Origin of the sequence: Curtobacterium sp. PhB78 (assembly GCF_003751685.1) — a bacterium.
Lineage (GTDB): Bacteria > Actinomycetota > Actinomycetes > Actinomycetales > Microbacteriaceae > Curtobacterium.
Genome location: NZ_RKIA01000003.1, coordinates 1 through 19871 on the forward strand (window position 1 = coordinate 1; position 19871 = coordinate 19871).

Annotated in this window: 19 protein-coding genes; 6 read left to right on the forward strand and 13 right to left on the reverse strand. The window is 71.3% G+C overall.

Features of this window, described 5'->3' with window-relative positions; genetic code table 11:
- Positions 1-530: IS3 family transposase (locus tag EDF53_RS06835; protein WP_123292877.1), on the forward strand; the 530-nt coding region annotated here is incomplete at its 5' end.
- A 126-nt stretch (positions 531-656) separates the two neighbouring features.
- Here EDF53_RS06835 and EDF53_RS06840 read toward each other — a convergent pair.
- The 5 genes from EDF53_RS06840 to EDF53_RS06860 all read right to left on the reverse strand — a co-directional run bounded on the left by EDF53_RS06840 (position 657) and on the right by EDF53_RS06860 (position 6208).
- Positions 657-1193, reverse strand: a complete 537-nt coding sequence (locus tag EDF53_RS06840; protein ID WP_123292878.1) for a MarR family winged helix-turn-helix transcriptional regulator — start codon at positions 1191-1193, stop codon at positions 657-659.
- Positions 1194-1211: 18 nt separating this feature from the next.
- Entirely contained in the window at positions 1212-1394 is a 183-nt protein-coding gene (locus EDF53_RS06845; RefSeq protein ID WP_123292879.1) for a hypothetical protein, read from the reverse strand.
- A 563-nt stretch (positions 1395-1957) separates the two neighbouring features.
- Positions 1958-2593: a hypothetical protein gene (locus tag EDF53_RS18950; RefSeq protein WP_148058297.1), complete on the reverse strand. Its 636-nt coding sequence runs from the start codon at positions 2591-2593 to the stop codon at positions 1958-1960.
- 1 nt (position 2594) lies between these two features.
- Positions 2595-4634 carry a primary-amine oxidase gene (locus EDF53_RS06855; protein WP_123292881.1) on the reverse strand — a complete coding sequence of 680 codons (2040 nt, stop codon included), beginning with the start codon at positions 4632-4634 and terminating at the stop codon, positions 2595-2597.
- Positions 4635-4714: 80 nt separating this feature from the next.
- Positions 4715-6208 (reverse strand): APC family permease, encoded by a 1494-nt coding sequence (locus tag EDF53_RS06860; RefSeq protein WP_123292882.1) that lies wholly within the window; start codon positions 6206-6208, stop codon positions 4715-4717.
- Between the two features lie 210 nt (positions 6209-6418).
- Here EDF53_RS06860 and EDF53_RS06865 point away from each other — a divergent pair, with 210 nt between their 5' ends.
- Positions 6419-7936, forward strand: coding sequence for an APC family permease (locus EDF53_RS06865; protein ID WP_123292883.1), 1518 nt, complete (start codon positions 6419-6421; stop codon positions 7934-7936).
- A complete protein-coding gene (locus EDF53_RS06870; protein WP_260215234.1) occupies positions 7933-8583 on the forward strand; it encodes a helix-turn-helix domain-containing protein in 651 nt (216 codons plus the stop codon). The genes EDF53_RS06865 and EDF53_RS06870 overlap by 4 nt, the downstream gene beginning before the upstream one ends.
- Positions 8584-8596: 13 nt before the next feature.
- On the opposite strand, the gene EDF53_RS06875 is transcribed toward EDF53_RS06870, so the two are convergent.
- Positions 8597-9439, reverse strand: a complete 843-nt coding sequence (locus tag EDF53_RS06875) for a hypothetical protein (protein ID WP_221181199.1) — start codon at positions 9437-9439, stop codon at positions 8597-8599.
- Entirely contained in the window at positions 9436-10188 is a 753-nt protein-coding gene (locus EDF53_RS06880) for a helix-turn-helix transcriptional regulator (protein WP_123292884.1), read from the reverse strand. Before EDF53_RS06880 ends, EDF53_RS06875 begins: the two co-directional genes overlap by 4 nt.
- A 108-nt stretch (positions 10189-10296) precedes the next feature.
- Here EDF53_RS06880 and EDF53_RS06885 point away from each other — a divergent pair, with 108 nt between their 5' ends.
- From EDF53_RS06885 to EDF53_RS06895, 3 genes are all read left to right on the forward strand, one after another.
- A complete protein-coding gene (locus tag EDF53_RS06885; RefSeq protein WP_123292885.1) occupies positions 10297-10983 on the forward strand; it encodes an SDR family NAD(P)-dependent oxidoreductase in 687 nt (228 codons plus the stop codon).
- Positions 10984-11233: 250 nt separating this feature from the next.
- Positions 11234-12445 carry a sensor histidine kinase gene (locus EDF53_RS06890; protein ID WP_123292886.1) on the forward strand — a complete coding sequence of 404 codons (1212 nt, stop codon included), beginning with the start codon at positions 11234-11236 and terminating at the stop codon, positions 12443-12445.
- Positions 12442-13116, forward strand: a complete 675-nt coding sequence (locus tag EDF53_RS06895) for a response regulator transcription factor (protein WP_123292887.1) — start codon at positions 12442-12444, stop codon at positions 13114-13116. The genes EDF53_RS06890 and EDF53_RS06895 overlap by 4 nt, the downstream gene beginning before the upstream one ends.
- Here EDF53_RS06895 and EDF53_RS06900 read toward each other — a convergent pair.
- The 6 genes from EDF53_RS06900 to EDF53_RS06925 form a co-directional block, all read right to left on the reverse strand.
- A complete protein-coding gene (locus tag EDF53_RS06900) occupies positions 13113-13871 on the reverse strand; it encodes a triose-phosphate isomerase family protein (RefSeq protein ID WP_123292888.1) in 759 nt (252 codons plus the stop codon). The two genes, EDF53_RS06895 and EDF53_RS06900, sit on opposite strands and share 4 nt — an antisense overlap.
- Entirely contained in the window at positions 13868-15574 is a 1707-nt protein-coding gene (locus tag EDF53_RS06905) for a dihydroxyacetone kinase family protein (RefSeq protein WP_123292889.1), read from the reverse strand. Before EDF53_RS06905 ends, EDF53_RS06900 begins: the two co-directional genes overlap by 4 nt.
- Complete coding sequence (locus EDF53_RS06910) at positions 15571-16962, reverse strand: MFS transporter (protein ID WP_123292890.1); 1392 nt, start codon at positions 16960-16962, stop codon at positions 15571-15573. The genes EDF53_RS06905 and EDF53_RS06910 overlap by 4 nt, the downstream gene beginning before the upstream one ends.
- A 119-nt stretch (positions 16963-17081) precedes the next feature.
- Complete coding sequence (locus tag EDF53_RS06915; protein ID WP_123292891.1) at positions 17082-17861, reverse strand: SDR family NAD(P)-dependent oxidoreductase; 780 nt, start codon at positions 17859-17861, stop codon at positions 17082-17084.
- A gap of 11 nt (positions 17862-17872) precedes the next feature.
- Complete coding sequence (locus tag EDF53_RS06920; RefSeq protein WP_123292892.1) at positions 17873-18826, reverse strand: 3-hydroxyacyl-CoA dehydrogenase family protein; 954 nt, start codon at positions 18824-18826, stop codon at positions 17873-17875.
- Positions 18823-19845: a sugar phosphate isomerase/epimerase gene (locus EDF53_RS06925; protein ID WP_123292893.1), complete on the reverse strand. Its 1023-nt coding sequence runs from the start codon at positions 19843-19845 to the stop codon at positions 18823-18825. The genes EDF53_RS06920 and EDF53_RS06925 overlap by 4 nt, the downstream gene beginning before the upstream one ends.
- Between the last annotated feature and the right edge of the window lie 26 nt (positions 19846-19871).

The following is a 19871-nucleotide window of genomic DNA, read 5'->3' on the forward strand; positions in this document are numbered from 1 at the left end:
GCAAGGTTGCAGCGAACCTGCTGAACCGGGACTTCACCTCGACAGCGCCGAACCAGAAATGGGTCACGGACGTGACGGAGTTCCGGGTCGGTGAGCACAAGCTCTACCTGTCACCAGTGATGGACCTCTTCGACCGGCAGATCATCGCCTATCGAACCGGAACGTCCCCGACCCTGGAACTCACCCACGGCTCGCTCCGCGACGCACTCCACACCGCACTCGGGGCGGCACCGCTGGTGCACTCGGACCAGGGCATCCACTACCAGCACCGGTCCTGGCGGTCACTGCTGGCAGCTGCCGGCGCGTCCCAGTCGATGTCACGAAAGGGCAACTGCCACGACAACGCGATCATCGAGAACTTCTTCGGCCATCTGAAAGCCGAGATGTTCCACCCAACCCATTTCGACAGCATCACCACGCTCGACACCGCGATCCACGACTACATCACCTGGTGGAACACCGACCGCTCCCAAGCACGACTCGAGGGCATGAGCCCGGTTCAATACCGAGCTCACGCCCTCGCGGCCTAATCTGACTTCACGGTCCAACAAACCGGGACCAGTTCAGATCCGGTACCGCGCCTCCCGTCGACGGGTGCTCGCGTCGCCCGCCTCGGTCGCGTCGCGTCGGCCCGGTTCGCTTCAGCCCCGGGCTCGTCAGTCCTGGTCGTCGACGGTGTACTCGTCGACCGGTGCCGGCTCACCGTCGGCGAGCGCGTCGACGATCCTGGTCAGCGACTCCGCGAGGACGGCGTTGTCGGCGTCGGACAGGTGGTCGAGGACCCCGACCACGGCCTCGTGGAAGCGGGCGTACGAGGCATCGATCTTCTCGGCGGCGAGGTCGGTGGGTTCGAGGACCTGCGCACGACGGTCGGTGGGGTGCGCGGTGCGGACGAGGAGTTCCTTGTCGACGAGCGCGTCCACGAGCTTCGTGACCGAGGCGTTCGACACGGTGAGCATGACGGCGAGGTCCTTGGGGCCCATGGTGCGGCCGTCGCGGTGGGCCTGGAGCATGTACCGGATCGCCAGGGACTCGTTCTTGCTCAGCCCGCTCTCGATGCGTGCGGACTCGATCTGCTGCTCTTCGGCGTGCTGGAGGCGCAGCAGGGCGTCGACGGCGGTCTTCGCTGCCTCGGATCGGGGCTCGTGGGCGTAGAGGTGGACGTGCTCTCGACGGACGACGGTCAACGGCATGTGATCATGCGCTCCTTGCTACGCGGCGGGGACGGTGAAGAAGTCGGCGTACGCCGGCTCGGCGCGACCGGCGAGGAGCGACGGGTCCTCGATGCGGCGCTCGACGTAGGCATCGATGACGGCCGGGTCGGTCAGACCGATGCGGGTGTGGCTGCCGCCGATCCGTGCCGCCCGAGGCATCCCGGAGTACGTGCTGTGCATGTCTGATCCCGCCCTTCTGCGGCCGTTCGTCCCCTGCGGACGCTCGAACTCTTTCACGACGTGAACGTTTTCCGCAACGAACGATTCGCAGACTGTACGTTTCGCGCGCCGAACCGTTCGCTTCGCACATCAGCGCGCGGCGGGGGCCTGCGGTCGAAGACCCTCCGATACGCTGCACATCAGATGCCACTTTCGCCGGGGAGTGCATCCGGGCAAAGTTGAAGCCCACCACCGCAGCAACGGTGGTGGGCTTCGATCAGCTCTCCGAGTGGAAAGCCAGGGAAACAAGTCTTCCCGAGCTGAGCGCTCGGGAGCAAGTGTACGCGGGCACGCTCGCGTACGCATCCCTGGCTCTCCGCTCTTTCGTGTCGGCCGGCTGACACCGAGAGGAGGACTCGATGTCGAAGGACAACGAGTCCGACCGCAGGCGTCAGGTTCCGTGGTTGGGGATCGCGAGCTTGCTCGTGACCGTGGCGCGGTTCTTGTACGACCTGGGGCGGAAGGGCTAGGTGCTCGAGGCATCCCGCGGCGGTTCCATCGTCGCGGGATGCCTTCCGGAGCCGTCAGACCATCGCTGCGGCCATCACCGCCACCGCGATCCCCATGGCGAGCGTCTCGACGACGGGGAGCGCGCGGGTCCGACGCCGGATGCCGTCCCGCACCATGTGGGCGGTGAGCAGCAGGTAGCCGGTGGTCAGGCCGCCGAGGACGACCTGCCACGTGACCGCGACCGCACCGCCGTGTCCGTGCATGCCGACACTCGCCATGCCGGTCATGCCGGGGTCGTGCGCCATGCCGACGCCCAGCGCGCCCATCACCAGCAGACCGAGCGCCGCGTGCAGTCGCCCGAACCGACCGTGCGCCGACGCGACCCGGACCGACGGAGCCGACCCGGGCCTCCCGTCCGAACCGGACGCACCGGACGCACCGGACGCACCGGACGCACCGGACGCACCGGACGCACCGGACGCACTCTGCACCCGGTGCACCGCGGCGACCACGACGGCCAGCAGCGCGAGCACCACGAACCAGAGCACCCCGGGCAGCACGCGCGGACCGAAGGCCCCGTCCACCATCGCGGCCACCATCACCACTGCCGCCACCACGTCGACCGCACGGCCGGGGCGCCACGCCCCGACCGTGCAGCAGGCCCCGGCGGACGCCGGCACGATCGCGGCGAGCCCGAGCAGGTCGGTCACGTCAGTGTCCGTGCCCGTGGTCGTGCTGGTGCTCGGCTGCGTCGTGTGCGGCCCCGACGGCGCCGGAGACGTGGTGCGAGCAGTGCGACCCGGCGGACGCCCCGATGGCCGCCGGCACGTTCAGCGCCGGGTTCCGCGGGAAGAACCCGTACGGCTTGAGCGTGAACTTGGCGTAGTCGACCGGCATGACGGGCCAGTCCTCGGGCCGCGGGAAGTGCGTCGGGCCGAAGGTGTGCCAGAGCACGATGTCCTCGCCGTCGAGCGGTCGGTCCCCCTCGACGTACCGGGCTACCCCGTCGCCGCCGGGGTTCTGGTGCACGAAGTCGCCGGCGGCGAAGCGCTCCGCCGGGTCGTACTGCGTGACGTACAGGTGCTTGCGGGCGAACTCGGCACGGGCGGCGACGGAGGACGAGTCGTCGGCGAGCAGCACCGGGGCGTCCTGCGGGTACAGCACGTAGCCGGTGGGGCGGTCGAGGTGGTTGCGCTCCTCGGTGTTCGAGACGAACCACGTGCGCGCCTTGGACGCGTCGGCGAGACGACCCGACGACGACTCCGACGCGATCCGGGTCACCGACTTCGTGAACGCGTTGCCGTGCTCGTTGCCCGGTCCGACCGGCACCCGCACGGCGTCGACCTCGTCCACGGCGTTCGACAGCCCGTCGACCATCATGTCGAGTCGCGCCGAGAACAGGTGCTGGTGGTACGGGGCACCGAGGCCGGGGGCGACCTCGGAGGCGTAGGGGTAGTCGTCGCCGGACTCCGAGCGCCCCGGGTACGAGCTGGTGAAGAGCACGCCGGTGAGCTTCGCCTCGCACTCGATCGTGCCGTCCAGGTAGAGGTACCAGTAGAAGCCGTAGTCGTAGTTGCCGACGGTGGTGAAGAACGAGATCACCAGGCGGCGGGACCGACGGACCTCCTGCGAGCCGGTGTAGATGTCGCCGTGCTTCCAGAGCGTGCCGAAGTCCTCCTCGTGCATGCAGATGCCGTTGCGGATGGTCTGCGGGTTGCCGAGCTCGTCGGCCAGGACGGCGTCGAAGTACTGGATCTCGCCGACGCAGTCGCAGCCGAGCTCGAGCGAGTTCGCGAACCGACCGAACAGGTACTCGCCGGTGTCGAAGTAGTTCTGCCAGAACCGCACCGGAGACGGGTCGCCGTACGGCACGAGCATCTCGTCGATCGACGCCCGGTACACGATCGGGCGCAGCCGCTCGCCGTCCTGCCACGAGAGCTGGCGGAGCACGAGTCCCTCGCGGGCGTCGAAGCCGACCTGGAACCGCCAGTTCGCCCACTCGACGAACTCGCCGTCGACGCGGAACGACGGCCCCTCGGGCTGGGTGATGACGATCGGCTTGAGGTCGAGCGGTTCGCCCTGCATCGCCGGGTCGTCGAAGTTCCCCGAGGTGGTCGGCACGGGCATGTCCGCCACGTCCACGATCCGCGTGACGGCCCGGTTCGCCGCGTCGACGTACGCCGACAGGCCGTCGACGGGGTGCGCCCACACGTGGTCGGCCGGGTGGTCCTGCTTGAAGGCGAGCACGCGCAGGATGCGCCGACCGACCTCTTCCGGGTAGTCGTAGTACCCGGCGGACAGCGGCACGCACTTGACCTCGTCGGCGGACAGTCCGCGCTTCGCCAGGGCGGCGACCCAGCGCTCGTCCGCGTTCGCGATCTCGCCGACGGCGTCGAACTCCTCGATCAGGACGGGCAGCTGGCCACGGGACCCGTCCAGCACGTCGGTCCGCAGCACCGCGCCGGTGCTGATCGACACGACGCGGTCGGTGGAGCGACCGGTCGCCATGTCGAGCAGCATCACCCGCGCCGTGCGGTCCGGCAGGGGGCCGTCGCCGGCCTGCCACGCCAGGACCTCCTGCTTGTGCGGCTCCTCGAGGCCGACGTAGGCGAAGCGGGTGGTGTCGGTCCAGTCCGGCTGCGCCGTGACGAGGTCGCGGACGGCGGTGAACTCGTCGGGCGTCAGGCTGCCGAGCGGGTGCGCGGTGGTGGTTGCGTCGGTGGTCACGGTGGTCGGGTCGGTGATCGTCATGTGCGTGGTGCTCCTTGCGCGTTGCGTCGTGCGTGGGGTCAGGTCGGTTCGGCCGGGAGGCGCGTGGTGCGCCCGGCGGGTCAGCTCTCGGTGGCGAGACGGTCGAGCATCAGCTCGTAGCGGCTCCGACTGCGGCGTCGCAGCACCACCGCCTGCACCACGCCGATGACGGGGACGACCACGACCAGGCCGGTGAGCACGATGCTCACGACGCCGAAGACGCTCGCGCCCGAGGCGTCGACGTCGCCGACGAGCGTCGGGAAGTTCACCCAGATCAGGACGGCAGCGGCGACGAGCCCGAGGAACCCGAGGACGGGCGCGACGATGGTGTTCCAGACCCGCCGGTCCCCGGGGTTGCGGCGGAAGTACACGATGACGGCGAGGCTCGTCGCGGCCATCAGGATCGCGACGCCCAGGGTGGCGACGCCGGCGAACCAGCTGAACACCTGCAGCACCGGGTCGAGGCCGAGCACCGCGAACAGCACCATCAGCACGGCGGCGGTGACGGTCTGCACCAGGCTCGAGGTGTGCGGCGACGCGTGCTTCCGGTGCACGTCGCCGAGCCGGCCGGGCAGCAGCGACGCGTTCGCCATCGAGTGCTGGTACCGGGTGATCACGTTGTGGAACGACAGGACGCAGGCGAACATGCTCGTCAGCAGCAGCACGTTGAGCACGGCTTCCCCGGCGCTGCCGATGTACTGCGCGGCGGTGGTGAGGATGAGCGACCCCGGGTCCTTCGCGACCTCGGCGAGGATGCCGTCCGGGCCCCACGCCATCACGAGACCCCACGACGCGAGTGTGTAGAAGACACCGATGCCGATCACGGCCGTGTACGTCGCACGGGGGATGGTCCGCTCCGGGTCCTTCGCCTCGTCGCGGAAGATCGCGGTGGCCTCGAACCCGATGAACGCGGCGATGGCGAACATCAGCCCGACGCCGGGCGACCCGGACATGATCTGGGTCGGCTCGAACGGTGCGAGGGACAGGCCGTCGGCCCCGCCGCGGAACACGATCGCGGCGACCAGGACGAGCACGATGCCGACCTCGCCGACGAGCATCACGCCGAGCACCTTGCTCGACAGGTCGATGTGCCGGTAGCCGAGCATCCCGACCAGGGCGACGACGACCAGGGACCAGACGTACCAGGGGATGTCCGGTCCGCCGAGACCCGTGACGGTGACGCCGAGCAGGTACCCGATGTACCCGTGCACGCTGACCTGGATGGTCGTGTACGTCAGGAGCGCCAGCGTGGCGGCTCCCGCGCCGGCCGGACGACCGAGCCCGTGCCCGACGAACGTGAAGAACGCGCCGGGCCGCGGCACGTGCCGGGTCATCGCCGCCAGGCCCACCGAGAAGAGCAGCAGCACGACGGCCGACGCGGCGTACAGCGACGGGAACCCGACGCCGTTGCCGAGCAGCATGCCGAGCGGGGCGGCGCCGCCGACGACGGTGAGCGGTGCGGCGGCCGCGACGACCATGAACACGATCGCGGTGACGCCGAGCGAGCCGCGCATGGTCCGCTGCGGCGCGGGTGCGGCTCCGAGTGACGCGGGGTCCTTCGTGATGCTGGACATCGTGGCCTTCCAGTTCGGGTGGGTGGGGATCGCTGGTGGTGGTGCTGGGTGTGACCACGGTCCCGCGCCGCCGTTGCGGTGCCGTTCCACCGGCGTGAAGCCCTGTCGCCGCCGAATGGGACGTGCTCGTCGGAGGCGTCTCATTTGCGTGAGACGGGGCCGAAACACCACCGAGACACGGGCGCAACGGCGCAGCCCTACGGTTGCCGCATGACCGCGCTCGACCGAGCCATCGCCGACCCGCCACGGGTGCCCGGCGTCGGCACGCGCTCCCCCGTCGACGGGTTGTCGCGGCGGAGCATCGGCCCGGTCGACGTCCTCGCCCAGTCGGTGTCGGCCGTGGCACCGTCCGCCGCCGCGACGACGATCCCGGTCCTCGTCGCGACGGTCGCCGGCCAGGGGGCCACGTGGTCGCTCCTGGCAGCGATGGCGCTGTCGTTCCTGGTCGGGCGGACGGTGAACCAGTTCGTCCGACGCGTCGCCGGCACCGGGTCGCTCTACACCTACGTCTCGCTCGGGCTCGGCCCGGTCGCCGGGGTCGTCGCGGGCGCAGCCCTGCTGCTCGGGTACGGCTTCATCGCGATGTTCTCGCTCACCGGCAGCGGCTACTACCTCGACTACCTGCTGTCCCGCTTCGTGCCGGCCGCCGGCGACGACGCCCTGGTCACGATCGTCGTGGTGCTGGTGATGGGCGCGGCCGTCTTCGCGGTGATCGCGCTCGGGGTCCGGTTGTCGACCCGGCTGACGTTGCTCGTCGAGTCGCTGTCGGTGGCGGTCATCGTGGTCCTGATCGTCGCGCTGGTCGCGCGCCTGCACCCGGCCGACGCCTCCGCCGTCGCCCTCGGGCCGACGCAGCCGGCATCGTTCGCGGTCGGCACCGCCCTCGCCGTGACCGCGTTCGTCGGGTTCGAGAGCGCGTCGGTGCTCGGTGTGGAGGCCCGGCGCCCGTTCCAGGCGATCCCCCGAGCGATCTCGTGGACCGTCCTGGTCGCCGGCGTCCTCTACGTGGTCAGCGCTGCGGCCCAGCAGATGGGGTTCGCCGCCGTGGGCGCCGACCTCGCGTCGAGCGCCTCGCCCGTGAACGAGCTGGCGAACGCCTTCGGCATGCAGTGGATCGGGTGGGCACTCGACCTCGGGATCGCGGCGTCGTTCGCGGCGTGCGCGATCGCCTCGACCACGGCGCTCGTGCGGGTCCTGTTCGCGATGGGCCGCGAGGGGGTCCTGCCCCGGGTGCTCGGTCGGGCGTCGCCGCGCTTCCGGACCCCGTTCGTGGCCGGCGCGGTCGCGTGCGGCGTGCTCACGGTGCTGCCGGTCCTGGGCCTGGCGAGCGGGATCCCGACGTGGACGCTGATGGAGGCCGAGCTCGTCGTCGCCGCCCTCGGGTACATCGCCGCGTACGCCCTGACGTGCTTCGCGGCCCCCGTGTTCCTGCGGCGCATCGGCGAGCTGACGGCGGGGGTCGCGGTGGTCGCCGTCACGACCGGGGTCCTGCTGACCGCCGTACTGCTCACCTACCTCGGGGTCGAGGCCGCGTCGTCCCGTTGGCCGGCCGTCGCCCTCGCCGTCGGGACGGTCGCCGCGGTGGTGGTCGCGTTCCTGGTGGCCACGCGTCGGCGACCCTGGCGGCGGGGTCGGAGCCGCGCCGTGTACGACGTGCCGGTCGAGGCGGACCTGCTGGGGGCCTCCCGTCCGTCCGCCGGAACCGGCCACCAGGCGGAGGTGCGGTGAGCGAACCCGGACTCCGCGCGCGGCAGCCGAAGGCGATCCAGAACGCCCTCGCGGTGCTGGAGGCCGCCGCGCACGCGGGACCGGGTGTCACCGCCCAGCAGATCTCGGACGCCCTCGGGATGCCGCGGGCCACCACCTACCGGCTCATCACGCTGCTCGTCGAGGACGAGTACCTCGTCCGGTTGCCGGACCTGCGCGGTTTCGCCCTCGGCCACAAGGTCGCCGACCTGGCCGGGGTGTCGCCCGCGCCGACGCTCGCTCCGCTGCCCCGGGCCGTGCGGTCGGTGCTCGCCGACGTCCGCTCCGCCGTCCGGGCGGGCGTGCACCTGGCGCGCTACGACGCCGCCGGAGTGCGCGACATCGACGTCGACCCGGACTTCCCGTTGCTCGACGAAGCCGCGCTGCGGGCCACACCCGGGTCGAGTGCGATGGGGCGGTTGCACGCCGAAGGGGGCCTCGGACCGGTCCACCAGGTCGGCGCGTTCACGGCGGGGTTCGGGTGCCTGGCGCTGCCCGTCCGCGGGGAGCGCGGAGAACTCGTGGCGGGGCTGACCCTGTCGGCGCCGGCGGCCCGGGTGTCGTCGCCGGGGGACGCACTGGTGCACCTGCGCCGGGCGGTGACGCGGCTCGAGCCGCTGCTCGGGTGAGGAAGGACCTCGCTCAGGACGCAGCGCAGTCGGCGACGAACGCCATCAGCGGGGTCGCATCGTCCCGCGTGAAGAGGACGTCCAACGCCTGGTTGAACTCGAACTGGCGCACGAACGGGATGCTCACCGCGTCGTACCCCTCCGACATGAGCAGACCCGTCATCATCAGGCGAGCCGTGCGCTTGTTGCCGTCGAAGTAGAACTGCGAGCGCGTCGCCGCCGCGAAGTAGGCGAGCGCACGTTCCCGGGGGTCCTCCAGCGCTCCGACGAACGCACAGATCGATGCGAACCGCTCTTCGAGCTCGTCCTGCGGCACACCGTCGACCACGCCGCCTGACGCCAACCGAACGGCTCCACCGCCACCGACGTCGCCCTCCCCGCGGAAGGCCCCGGACTCGATGGCCTCGTGCACCGCGACGCGGCCGTGCAGGTCGTCCGAGACGACCTTCGACAGCACGAATCCCTGTGACGCGACGAGCGCATCGAGATGCGTGTAGCCGTCGACGAGCGCGAACACCTGGCGCTCGTCCTCGATGGGGTGCCCGCCGACGGTGACACCGTCCAGGAGCGTCCGGACCTCGGGCAGGGTGAAGGTGTTCCCCTCGAGCGCTGCGGCGTTCCACACAAGATCGGGGAGCACGGCGCTGAAGCGGTGGCGCGCACGCGAGGACGACGACCGTCCGATGCGACCGAGGTCGATCCGGGCTGCGTCCCACGACACCCCGGTCGCGGCGAGGGCCTCGTCCGGTGCCGTCCGGACCGATCCGGCGCGCTCCTCGGGTGGGACGGGCGTCGGCCGCGCCGGCCGCTTGACGTACGAGCCAGGGCGGAGGTCCCACGGCTGCTGCGGACTCACCGGCCACCCCGCGCGTACTGCGCCACTGCGCTCCGGGCGGACTCCCCGAGGCCGGCGGCGTCGATGAGGCCCTGGAGTGGGTCGACGAGGTGGACCGCCTCGATCTCGGTCGCGCCGATGAACACGGACGGGTGCGCGGGCACGACGGCGACGTCCACGGCCTCACCTCGTCCGCGGCGGAACGTGTCACCGAGGAGCTGGGCGAACGCGCGGGGATCCTCGGTCCAGACGATCGTCGGCGCGACCATGCCGTCACCGATGCCGAGCGCGTCGAGCGCCGCCCAGCCGGACAGCGCCCACGGCGCGTTCGACGCACGCCCGGCGGACACGAGGCGATCGATGTCCCACGCGTCGGCGGTGAGCAGGACGGTTCCGTCCCGGTTGAGCGGACCGGCCGCAACTCCGGCCTCCGCGATCACGGCAGCAGCGTCCGCGTGCTCCGCAGTCCCGACGAACCGCTCGAGACGTGCGACCCACTCGGACGCGGGGTCGGCCCAGTCGGCCAGGCGGTCATCGCCGAGCCGTGACCGCGCCGCCACCGCTGCGAGGGGATCGCTGAGGACGGAGAGGGTGACGTCGAGGTCGAAGCCCGCCGCGATGGCGAGCTCGCGGAGGTCGTCGACCCGCGGCGACGCGCCACCGAGCATGCGGTAGACCGTCGGCCGGCTCACTCCGGAACGGGCAGCGATCCGGGTCGCACCGAAGCCAGCGGTGCCGCGGAGTTCGGGGATGACCTGGTCGATCTGCACCCCCCGATCGTATCAAGGATGAGACAGTTGCGGTGAGTCGTCTCGAATTCGAGAACACGCGCACTGCGCCCCATGACCTCGGCCCGGTGATCGGCATAGCGTGGGCGCGTGGACCTCGAACTCAAGAACCGTGTCGCACTCGTCGTCGGAGGCAAGGGGTACATCGGTGCCGCCGTCGCCGACCGCCTCCGGGCCGAGGGGGCGACCGTCGTCGTCGCGTCCCGCAGCGCCGACGACTCCGACGACAGCGTGTCGATCGACACCGCCTCGCAGGACTCCGTGGACGCGGGCATCGCCACCGTCCTCGAGCGGCACGGGCGCATCGACGTGCTGGTCGTGACCGCTGCCCCGAGCGCGAGCACCCTCGACCCGGCCCGGAAGTCCGACCCGGAGCAGGTCCTCGACGCGATCGACGGCAAGGCGCTCGGGTTCCTCCGCGTCGCGAACGCCGTGCTCCCCGCCCAGCGCGAGGCCGGGTTCGGCCGCGTGGTCGTCGTGAGCGGGCAGAACGCCTACTTCTCCGGCAACATCACGGCGTCACTCCGGAACACGGCGGTGAGCGTCATCGCGAAGAACCTGGCCGACGACGTGGCGGGCACCGGGGTCACGGTGAACGTCGTCAACCCCGGGACCGTGACGGACACCCCGTCCGCCGAGGTCCGCCCCGGAGGCCCCGGCGACTCGACACCGCAGCAGATCGCCGACCTCATCGCGTTCCTGTCGTCGCCGCTCAACGCGGTGTCCGGCGAGTCCGTCTCGATCGCGCACCGCCAGCGGGGTTCCGTCGTGGTCTGATCCCCGAGTACCGGGTGGTCGCATCTCGCTTCACCCGCAGGGACGAAGCGCTTCGCTCCTGCGCCCGATGCCCCGGCGACTCCGGACCGCGAGTCTGGTGACATGGAGTCCTCGACGAAACACACGATCGCCACGCTGCTGCTCTGCGCCGCGATCGTCGCCACCACCGTCATCGCCCTCGCCGCCATGACCCCGGGCGCGTGACGTCGGTGCACGCCGCCCGGCGCGGGCGGCATGCGATGATCGAGCCGTGACGGACCGGCGCACGTTCATCCGGCCGCTCGCCACCCGTTCGATCGTCGTCGACGTGGCGTGGGCGGTCCTGGCGGCGTTGGTCTTCCTGCTGCCGATCGAGGTCGAGCTCGAGCACGCGAGCTTCTTCGCGGTGCTCGCCGCCGCCGGCGCGATCGCCCTGCGTCGGGTCTCCCCGTCGGCGGCGATGCTGATGGTGGTCGTCCTCGGGATCATCCAGGTGGGCGGCGGCGAGCGCCCGTCGCTCGTCGACCTCGCCATCTTCGTCGTCATCGGCACCGCGGCCGTGGTCGGCACCCGGACCGAGGTCATCCTCTCCGGGGTGCTCGCGCTCGTCGCGGGTGTCGGCGCGACGTTCTACCTCGCCGTCACCGGCTTCCGGTACCTGGTGCTGCTCAACGGCCCCCGCGACCAGGCGTTCCTCGCGATGGCCGCACCGGTCGCCGCGCTCCTCGGGGTGTGGGCGGGCGGGGTCGCCGTCCGGGCCTTCCGGTCGCGCGACCGCGAATCCGTCCGTCGAGCCGACGCCGAAGCTGCCGCGTCGCGCGCCGAGGCCGTCGCCACCGAGGCCGAGGCCACCGCCACCCGCGCCATCGACGTCGCGGAGTCCGAGCGCATCCGCGCGGACATCGCCCGTGACGTGCACGACGTCGTCGGCCACTCGCTCGCGGTGATCATCGCGCAGGCCGACTCGGTGCCGTTCCTGGCCGACGAGGCCCGCATCCGCGAGGTCAGTGCCACCATCGCCAGCACCGCCCGCAGCTCGCTGGTCGAGGTCCGGCAGGTCCTCGGGCACATCGACGGCTCCGGGGAGACGACCGACCCCGGCTCGCTCGAGGAGATCGTGCAGGGCATCCGCGAGGCCGGTGTCGACGTCGACCGTACGGTGCGTGGCGTCCCGGTCCCGCTCCGGCCGGACACCGGTACGGCGGCCCGACGCGTGCTGCAGGAGATGCTGACCAACGCACTCCGGCACGGCGCACCGGGTCTGCCCGTCGTGGTCCGTGAGACCTGGCGGAGCGCCGACGTCGTGCTCGAGGTCGAGAACGTCGTCGGCGACGGCACGACCGGGGGCTCCGGCCGGGGGATCGACGGCATGCACACCCGCCTCACCGCACTCGGCGGGTCGTTCGACGCCGCCGCGCTGGACGACGTGTTCGCCGCACGCGCCCGCATCCCGTTCGACGTCCAAGGGGGACCCGTCCGATGACCGAACCGATCAGGATCCTGCTCACCGACGACCAGGCGCTGTTCCGCGCCGGTCTGCGCGTGGTGCTCGACGCCCAGGACGACATGCACGTGGTGGGCGAGGCCTCCGACGGCGCCGAGGCCCTCGACCGCATCCGGGAGCTCCGGCCCGACGTGATGCTGCTCGACATGCGGATGGCCGGCATGGACGGTGTCGAGACCGTCCGTCAGCTGTTCTCCGGTGCCGTCGAGGGGCCGCTCCCCCGCGTCGTGGTACTCACCACGTTCGGCCTCGACCCCGCCGCCGCGACCGCGATCCGGCTCGGCGCGAGCGGCTTCCTGCTCAAGGACGCCACGCCGACGTTCCTGTTCGCCGCGGTCCGGGCGGTGCACGAGGGCAGCTCCGTCATCGCACCGAACGACCTCGCGCAGTTGTTCGGGGCCGACGTCGCCAGGGCACCGGCTCCGCAGCCGTCCGAGTTCCAGGCGCTGACCGAGCGGGAGCGGGTGGTGTTCGGCTGGGCGTCGCGCGGGCTCTCGAACGCCGAGATCGCGACGAAGGAGTACGTCACCGAGTCGACCGTGAAGACGCAGATCTCGAGCATCCTCGGCAAGCTCTCGCTGCGGGACCGCGTGCAGCTCGTGGTCTACGCGCACGACCACGGGCTGGCGGGCACCCGCGACGGGTCCTAGCCCGCTGCGACCTCGTCGAGGATCGCCTCGACCGCAGCCGGGTCGTGCGCGAACCGACCGAGGAACAACCCGCCGATCCGCCCCTGCCCACGGGTGAGCAGACCGGGCCCGGCGCTGCCCCCGTACAGCACGGTGCTCCCGCGCAGCTCGGGTCGCGTGGCGAGGTGCTGCTCGATCCCCGCGAGCACCGCCACGATGTGGTCGTCCGGCGCCGGTGCGGGCGCACCGATCGCCCACACCGGCTCGTAGGCGACGGTCAGCGCCCCGGCCAGTCCGTCAGCGATGGCCGTCGAGACACCACGGTCGAGCTGCGCGGTCACCTCCGCCACGGCTTCCGCCAACCGGGAGGCCCGGGTCGTCTCCCCGACACAGAGGAGCGGACGCAGGTGGTTGCGGAAGGCCGCGTGCACCTTGGCCGTGACGGTCGCGTCGTCCTCGTGGAACAGGGAGCGTCGTTCGGCGTGCCCGATCTCGACCAGGTCGACCCCGATCTCCCGCAGTTCGGCGCCGGAGACCTCGCCGGTGAACGCTCCTTCGTCGGCCCACGACAGGTCCTGCGCGGCGAGGAGCACCCCCGACCCGGAGAGCACGTCGCGCACGGGTACGAGCGCCGGGAACGTCGGCGCCACGAACAGCGTCGCCGCTCCCGACCGCGTCGCGGGGTGCCGCCGCGCGATCTCCGCGACGGCCGCGGCCCACTCCAGGGTCCGGGCGTGCGAGAAGTACGTCTTCAGCGACACCCCGATGGTGATCACGGTGCGAGGGTCTCCACGATGAGCGCGAACGACACCGCTCCGGGATCCGGTGTGCCGACGGCCTGCTCGGCGTGGGTGCGTGCGCGGCCCATCTTCGGCACGAGCGACGCGGTGGCGTCGGCGGCCTCGCGGGCGGCGCTGACGGCGTCCGTCCAGGCGTCCGCGAGCGACGCTCCCGCGTCGATCCGGGCGCGGAGCACCTCGTCGAACGGCACGAGCGCGTCGACCATGGTCTTGTCGCCGACGGTCGCACCGAACGCGAGGACGGCCTCGGTGGCGGCGTGCACCGCGCTCTGGACCGTGGCGGCCGACGGACGCTCGTCGTCCCCGAGGACGCGACCCAGTGCCTCCAGGGCGGCTCCCCAGATCGCACCGGACGTGCCGCCGGCCTTGTCGGACCAGGCGTCTGCGGCGATCCACAGGACGGAACCGACACCTGCGCCGGCGGTTACGGCTCCCGTGGCTGCGGCGTCTGCGGCGTGCGCGCCGCGCTGCATGCCGATGCCGTGGTCGCCGTCACCCGCGACGGCGTCGATGCGTCCGAGCTCGTCGGCGTGCTCGTCGAGGAGCGCGCGGACGGCGGCGAAGCCGGCCGCAGCCTGCTCGCCGACCGCGCGCGAGCCGTCGCTCGCAGCGCCGATGGCGACTCCTTCGGCATCCGCTTCGACGGTGGAGGGGTCGACGCGTTCCTGCGGGACGGCGCCGCCCTTGCGGTACGCGGGGGTGTCGGCGGGCGCTGCCCAGAGTTCCTCGAGTTCGTCGTCGAGCCAGAACAGGGTGAGCGAGACGCCGGCCATGTCGAAGCTCGTGACGAGTTCGCCGACCTCGGGCTCGACGATGACGACCCCCGCGTCGGCGAGCCGCTGCTGCACCGAGCGGTAGACGACGAAGAGCTCCTCGTACTTGACGCTGCCCAGCCCGTTCAGGATCGGGACGACGCGCGCGCCGTCGGGGGTCACGCTCGCCGGCAGCTCGTCGAGCAGTCGGGTCACCAGCAGCGACGCCAGCTCAGACGCCGTCGGCACGTCGGTCTCGTCGATGCCCCGCTCGCCGTGGATGCCCATGCCGATGGCCATCCGTCCCTCGGGCACCGTGAACAGGGGTTCGTCGGCGCCGGGCAGCGAGCAGCCGGAGAACGCCACGCCGAACGACCGCGTGCGGTCGTTGGCGCGCTCGGCGACGGCCGTGACCTCGTCGAGGCTGCGGCCCTGCTCGGCGGCGGCGCCGGCGACCTTGAAGACGCAGAGGTCGCCCGCGATGCCACGCCGCTCCTGCGGGCGGTCCGCGGGCGCACTCACCACGTCGTCGGTGACGCGAACGGTCCGGACCGGGATGCCGTCGGCCTCGAGCGTGCGGGCCGCGGCGTCGAAGTTCAGGACGTCACCGGCGTAGTTGCCGTAGCTCAGCAGCACGCCACCGCCGTGCTCGGCGGCCCGCGCGACGCCGGCGACCTGCTGGGCGCTGGGACTGGCGAACAGGTTGCCCATCGCGGCACCTGCTGCCAGGCCCGGCCCGACCAGCCCGCCGAACGCGGGGTAGTGGCCCGAGCCGCCACCGATCACGACGGCGACCGTGCCGTCGGGGCTCGTGGTGGCGCGGGCGACGCCGCCGTGCACCTTCCGCACCCATCGTTCGTTCGCGGCGACGAAACCGTCGGTCGCCTCGTCGGCGAAGTCGGCCGGGTCGTTGAACAGTCTGGTCACGCGTTCGTCTCCTTCGACGTCGTGGTGCGGACATGCGAGGTGTCGAGGAGATCATCCGCCTTCGACCCCCGGAAGAACTTCGTGCAGAAGATCATCACGGCCGCGACGAACGCCAGGACCCCGAGCGAGACGATCCCGAACGCACCGCTGTCGGTCGGCACCACCTCGTTGATCGCCGTGCGCATGATCGGGGCGACGAACCCGCCGAGGTTGCCGAGCGAGTTGATCAGGCCGATGCCCGCCGCAGCGGCTGCCCCGGTGAGGAACGCCGTCGGGTACGCCCAGGTGATCGGGCCGACGGCCAGGAAGCTCGCGACCGCCAGCGTGATGAACACGATCCCCAGGATCGGCTGCCCGTTCGCACCGGCCCACGCCGACCCGAGGATCGACAGCCCGGTCGTGATGTAGAACATGGTGCCCCAGCGACGACGGCGACCGACGGAGTCCGCCTTCGAGCCGACCAGGTAGCAGGCGACGAGTCCGACGAGCCACGGGATCGCGGTCACGAGGCCGACCTGCCACCCGACGTCCTGCCCGAGCAGCGAGGAGACCTGCTGCGGCAGGTAGAACGTCGTGCCGTACACGGCGACCTGCAGGCAGAAGTAGATGATCGTGAAGTACCAGACCCGGCCGCTCGCCATGGCCTTCCAGATGCCGGTCGGGCCGTCCGCGCTGCGGGCGGTGTCCTCGCGCGCCATCGCCGCGGTGAGGGACTTCTTCTCGCCCGGTTCGAGCCACTTCGCCTGCTGCGGACTGTTCGTCAGGAACACCAGGGCCGCGATGCCGGCGAGCACCGCGAGGATCCCCTCGCCGAAGAACATGACCTGCCAGCCGTGGAACGGGGTCGCCTGGTCGCCGAAGCTCAGGAGACCGCCGGACAACGGGGCGCCGATCATCTGCGAGAACGGCTGCGCCAGGTAGAAGATCGCGAACATCCGCACGCGCACCTTGTTCGGGAACCACTCCGACAGGTACATGATCACGCCCGGGAACAGCCCCGCCTCGGTCACACCGAGGACGAAGCGCAGGACGATGAACATCGTGTCGTTCGTCGTGAAGGCGAACAGCGCGGCGACGATGCCCCACGTGACCGCGATGCGAGCGAGCCAGAACCGGGCACCGAAGCGCTTGAGCAGCAGGTTCGACGGGATCTCGAAGATCGCGTAGCCGATGAAGAAGATGCCGGCGCCGAGCGCGAAGGCCGCGTCGGAGATGCCGCGGTCGACGCTCAGGGCCTCTTCGGCGAACCCGACGTTGGTGCGGTCGAGGAACGCGACGAAGTACAGGATGACGAGCATCGGCATGAGGTGCTTCGTCGCCTTGCCGATGGCGGACTTGAGGCCGGGGTCGTTCGTCGACCCGAGCGCGGGGGCAGGGGGAAGTGACACGGGTTCGCTCCTTTGCGAGCACGGTGCGGTTTCGGGGCGTCCGGCGGTCGGTTCGGTCGTCCGGACGGGAGGCACGGATCGCGTCGCGCGGACGGCGCGCGATCCGTGGCCGGTCGGCTCTAGTGCATGTACAGGCCGCCGTCGACGTTCAGCGTCTGGCCGGTGACGAACCCAGCGTCCTCGCTGATCAGGTACGCGATCGCCGCGGCGATGTCCCGCGGCGTACCGATGCGCGGCAGCACGCCGTCCGCTGCCATCTCGGTCTTGCGCTCCTCGGTCAGGGTGCCGCCCATGATGTCGGTGTCGATCGGGCCGGGAGCGATCGCGTTGACGGTGACGCCGCGCGGGCCGAGCTCGCGGGCCAGGCCACGGGTCAGGCCGATCACGCCGGCCTTCGCCACCGTGTACGGGGTCTTGCTGAAGGTGCCGCCACCGCGCTGGGCCGAGACCGACGACAGGTTCACGATGCGGCCGTAGCCGTGCTGCACCATCGACTCCGCTGCCCGCAGGCTGGCGAAGTGCACGCCGTCGAGGTTGATCGACAGCACGCGGTGCCACTCCCCCTCGGGCAGGTCGAGGTAGGCGTGCGCGGACGAGACGCCGGCCAGGTTGACGAGGGCGACGACGGGATCGAGTTCGGCCTCGATCGTGTCGAACGCTGCCCGGACCGCGGTCTCGTCGGCGACGTTCGCGCCGACGCCGACCGCACGGACGCCGTGCCGCTCGCGGATCTCGGTGGCGACATGTTCGCTGGCCGTCTGGTCGAGGTCGATGATGCCGATGTCCCAGCCGGCCTCGGCCAGGTGGTGGGCGGTGGCACGACCGATGCCCCGCGGTGATGCCGCTCCGGTGAGGACGGCGGTGCGGGGCTGGTTCTGCGTGTTCGTGTTCGTGTTCATGCTCGTCCCCCTCAGCGGATCGGGGCCGGGCCGAGGTCGTCGAGCAGCTTCTGCATCGCGACGTAGGCCTTGTTGCGGTAGGCGACGAGCTCCGGCGTGCGGTCGGCCGGCACCTCGAGGTACCCGGCGCCGGACTTCGTGCCGAGCTCGCCCGCGTCGACGTGCTGCTGCAGCGACGGCGGGGTGGCGAAGCGCTCGGGCCAGCGGGTCTGCAGCGACTCGAAGCAGAACGCGTAGACGTCGAGGCCGGCCATGTCGGCGATCGCGAACGGGCCGAAGAACGGCAGGCGGAACCCGAACGTGGTCCGCACGATGGTGTCGATGTCGTCGGGGGTGGCGATGCCCTCGTCGGCGATCTTCGTGGCCTCCTCGAACAGCGCGTACTGCAGGCGGTTCAGCACGAACCCGGTCGAGTCCTTCACCCGCGCCGACTGCTTGCCGGTCGCGGCGACGACGGTCTCGCCGACCGCGATCGCGTGCTCGTTCGTGGTCGGGTGCGGGATGAGCTCGACGCCGGGGATGAACGGCGCCGGGTTCGAGAAGTGCACGCCGAGGAACCGCTCCGGGCCGACGACCGCCTCGGCCAGCGACTCGATCAGGATCGTCGAGGTGTTCGAGCCGATGATCGCGTCGGGGCGGGCGGCTTCGCTGATGCGGCGGAGGGTCGCGTGCTTGATCTCGATCTTCTCGGGGACGGCCTCCTCGATGAAGTCGGCCTCCGCGACTGCTTCCTCGATGGAGGCGGCTGCGCTGAGGTGGGCGTCGACGCGTGCCACGGCGTCCGCGGGGAACAGGCCGTCCGCGACGAACTGCTCGGTCTCTGCGATGAGCCGGGCTCGGTTGGACGCGGCGATCTCGGCCGAGACGTCGGCGATCCGGACGGTGTGGCCAGCGAGGGCGAGGACCTGGGCGATCCCGCCGCCCATGTAGCCGGATCCGACGACGGCGATGTCGAGGGTGCTCATCGGGTTGCTCCTTCGGTGCTGGTTGCTGCAGTCGGGGTCGCCGTCGCGTCGAGCTTCGTCGTCGCGAGGACGGATCGGATGTACTGCTGGTTCGTTGCGCAGACGCCGAGGCTGTCCCCGCCGTACTGCTCGGTCATGACGATCCCGCGGAACCCGTCGGCGACAGCGTCGCGCAGGACCTGGCGGTAGTTGATGAGGCCCGTCTCCATGGTGCTCGGCGCGCTCGTCGCCCAGCTGCCGTCGCCGGCCTCGTCACGCGTGTAGTTCTTCACGTGCAGGTAGTTCGTGTGCGGCATGGTCTTCGCGAAGAGCTCCCGCCAGTCCTCGATCGGCCGGTGGAGGCGGATGAGGTTGGCGACGTCCGCGTTCAGGCCGACGTTGTCGAGCCCGATGTCCTCGACCAGTCGCACGGCGCTGTCGGCGGTGCCGAGGTAGGTGTCCTCGTACAGCTCGAGGGCCATCGGCAGTCCGACGGAGGCAGCGTGCTCACCGAGCTCCCGCAGGCGCTTGACCGCCGCGTTCCAGACCTCGGGGTCGTCCGGGTCCTTCGGGCCCTGCGCGGTCCAGAACCACAGCGCGCGCTTCTGGGCCTCGTTGAACGGCTGGTGCAGGCCCGTCGAGAACACCTGCATGCCCCACTCGGCCGCCGCGTCGATGGTGCGGTGGGCGTAGGCGAGGTTGTCCTCCTCGTGCCCGGGCTGGATGACGCTCTTGCGCTGCAGGTGCACCGAGGGGATCCCGATGCCGTGCGCCTTCGCGACGGCGAACAGCTCGTCGCGGCGGGAGCGCTCGAGGTCCGCGGGGCGGATGTGGCTGTCGGCGAGTTCGGCGAGCGAGAACCCGGCGGCTGCGATCTGTGCGAACACGTCGTCCCACACCTCGGCCGGGGCATCGTGGAACGCGGTGCCGTCTCGAGTGACCTGGGCGAAGCCGTGCAGACAGGCGGCGATCGGCCAGGTGTCCGACGTCCAGGTGGTGGGGTCCCAATCCTGTTCGACCCAGTCCTGCGGTGTGCTCACGGAATGCTCCTTCGCATGTCGGGGTT

Bases quoted from the DNA above. Each gene is read 5' to 3' on its own strand.
- EDF53_RS06860 (WP_123292882.1), bottom strand. From the start codon at position 6,208: ATGTCCAGCATCACGAAGGACCCCGCGTCACTCGGAGCCGCACCCGCG.
- EDF53_RS06915 (WP_123292891.1), bottom strand. From the start codon at position 17,861: ATGAACACGAACACGAACACGCAGAACCAGCCCCGCACCGCCGTCCTC.
- EDF53_RS06840 (WP_123292878.1), bottom strand. From the start codon at position 1,193: ATGCCGTTGACCGTCGTCCGTCGAGAGCACGTCCACCTCTACGCCCAC.
- EDF53_RS06920 (WP_123292892.1), bottom strand. From the start codon at position 18,826: ATGAGCACCCTCGACATCGCCGTCGTCGGATCCGGCTACATGGGCGGC.
- EDF53_RS06845 (WP_123292879.1), bottom strand. From the start codon at position 1,394: ATGCACAGCACGTACTCCGGGATGCCTCGGGCGGCACGGATCGGCGGC.
- EDF53_RS06865 (WP_123292883.1), top strand. From the start codon at position 6,419: ATGACCGCGCTCGACCGAGCCATCGCCGACCCGCCACGGGTGCCCGGC.
- EDF53_RS06855 (WP_123292881.1), bottom strand. From the start codon at position 4,634: ATGACGATCACCGACCCGACCACCGTGACCACCGACGCAACCACCACC.
- EDF53_RS06895 (WP_123292887.1), top strand. From the start codon at position 12,442: ATGACCGAACCGATCAGGATCCTGCTCACCGACGACCAGGCGCTGTTC.